Origin of the sequence: Anaeromyxobacter sp. SG66 (assembly GCF_022690805.1) — a bacterium.
Classification (GTDB): domain Bacteria; phylum Myxococcota; class Myxococcia; order Myxococcales; family Anaeromyxobacteraceae; genus Anaeromyxobacter; species Anaeromyxobacter soli.
Map to the genome: position 1 here is coordinate 1 of NZ_JALCZC010000213.1, position 2,301 is coordinate 2,301.

At 78.3% G+C, this 2,301-nt stretch carries 2 protein-coding genes; one reads left to right on the top strand and one right to left on the bottom strand.

Annotated elements, in window-relative coordinates:
• On the bottom strand, positions 1–1,623 hold a 1,623-nt coding region (locus tag MNZ39_RS23895; protein WP_242341580.1), incomplete at its 3' end, for an endonuclease MutS2.
• An 82-nt stretch (positions 1,624–1,705) separates the two neighbouring features.
• Between MNZ39_RS23895 and MNZ39_RS23900 the strand changes: the two genes are divergently transcribed.
• On the top strand, positions 1,706–2,301 hold a 596-nt coding region (locus tag MNZ39_RS23900; protein WP_242341581.1), incomplete at its 3' end, for a tetratricopeptide repeat protein.

Sequence of the window (2,301 nt, forward strand, 5' to 3'; positions counted from 1 at the left end):
CTCGGACGCGCGCCGCTCCTCGGCGAGCCGCGCCCGCTCGTCGTCGAGCGCGCGGAGCGCCTGGCCGAGCGCGCCGCCCTGGCCGGTGAGCGCCGCGCGGGCCCGCTCCACGACGGGCCCGGGCAGCCCCACCCGCGCGGCGACCTCGATCGCGGACGAGCTCCCCGGGCTGCCGAGGTGGAGCTGGTAGGTGGGGGCGAGCCGCTCCGCGTCGAACCCGACGCGCGCGTTGGCGTAGTGCGTGTCGGTGAGCGCGAGCGCCTTGAGCTCGTCGAGGTGCGTCGTGACGAGCACGGCCGCGCCGCGCTCGACGAGCGACTCCAGGATCGCCGCGGCGAGCGCCGCGCCCTCGCGTGGATCGGTGTCGGCGGCGATCTCGTCCACCAGGATGAGCGACCCCGGGACCGCCCCGGCGAGCATCTCCTTCACCGCGGCGAGGTGCGCGGTGAAGGTGGACAGGTCCTTCGTGAGATCCCCGCGCTCGTCGACGGCCGCCTTCACCTCGAGGAAGAAGGGGAGCCGCGAGCCGGCGGCGGAGGCGACCGGCAGGCCCGCGCGGAGCATGAGCGCGGACAGGCCGACCGCGGTGATGGCGACGGTCTTCCCGCCGCCGTTCGGGCCCGACACGATGAGGGCGCGGGCGGGCGGGTCGAGCCGCACGTGGCTCGCCACCACCTTCTTGCCCTGCAGGACGAGGAGCGGGTGGCGCAGCGAGAGGAGCTCGAACCCCGCGCCGGGCGCGAGCACCTCGGGGGCGTGCGCGTCGAGGTCGGAGGCGAGCAGCGCCGAGCCCTCGAGCACGTCGAGCGCGGCGAGGAGCTCGAGGTCGCGCGCGAGCGCGCCCGAGCCGGCCATGAGCGCCTGGGTGAGCTCGCGGAGGATGCGCTGCTCCTCCTCCGCCGCGACGGCGTTCGCGATCGACAGCTCGTTGCCGAGCTCGACCATGGAGTCCGGCTCGACGAAGAGCGTCTGGCCCGACTGGGAGGCGTTGTGGACGATGCCGGGGACGGCGGAGCGCGCGCTCGCGAGCACCGGCAGGACGTAGCGCTCGTTGCGGATGGTGAAGTAGGTGTCGCGCAGGTGGCGCTGCATCTCGGCGTCGGCGAGGAGCGCCTCCACGTGGACCTTGAGCGCGCGGTGCAGGCCACGCGCCCGCTCCCGGGCCTGGGCGAGCTCGGGGCTGGCCCGGTCGGAGATCGCGCCCGACGGCTCGATGGCGCGCTCGACGCGGTCCGCGAGCGCGGCCGACGGCGAGAGCGGCTCCGCGATCGCCCACAGGCGCGGGGTCTCCGCCGCGCGCGCCTCGAGGAGCCCGCGCGTCCGCGCGGCGGCGCGGGCGAGCGCGGCGCACTCCCGCAGCGCCAGCGGCTCGAGGACGCCCCCCTTGCTCGCCCGCTCGAGGTGCCCGGCGACGTCGCCGACTCCGCCGAGCGGCAGCGCGAGCCCGAGCTCCGACAGGCGCCGCGCCTCTCCCACCCGCAGGAGCGCCTCGCGCGCGGCGTCGGCGGTCGGCTGGAAGGGGAGGTCGAGGGCGCGGGCCCGGCCGGCGGGCAGCCTGCAGCGCGCGGCGATGGCGGAGAGGATCTCGGGCCAGCCGAGCTCACGTTGCGTGCGGTCGGTCATCGGACGCCGCTCCACTTACCCCTTCCCGCGCCGCTGCGCCACAGGCCGGATTACCGGCGCCGCCCCGTGGTTATATGGCAGCGTGAAGCGCCTGCCCCTCGCCCCCTTCCTCGCGCTCGGCGCCGTGCTCGCCGCGTGCGCCTCCGCGCCGCCCCTCCCGACCGCGCCGCTCGCCCCGCGGGCGGTGCCTCCCGCGGCGCCGGTCCCCGGCTCGGAGGCGCTCCTCGCCGAGGCCCTCGCCCTGCGCGCGGCAGGCGAGCCCGCGAAGGCGCGGCTCCGGCTCGAGGAGGCGCTCGCGGCGGCGCCCGCCCGCGACGACGTCCGGATCGAGCTCGCCGAGCTGCTCGTCGCGGACGGCCGCGAGCTCGACCGGGCGCGGGAGGTGCTCGCCGGCGTCCGGCGCCGCACCGTCGACGCCCGCTGGGATCTCGCGAGCGCCCGCCTCGCGGAGCTGACCGGCGACGACGAGGGGGCCCAGGCCGCCTACGGACGCGCGCTCATGCTCGGGGAGGACGCCGACCTCCGCCTGCGCCGCGCGCTCGCGCTCTCGCGGCTCGGGCGCGCCGGCGACGCCATCGCCGAGCTCGAGCGGGCCCGCGCCGCCCGCCCCGGGGACGGCGCGGTCCGGGCGCAGCTCGCGGACGCCTACGAGGCCGCCGGGCGCCTCGCCGAGGCCGA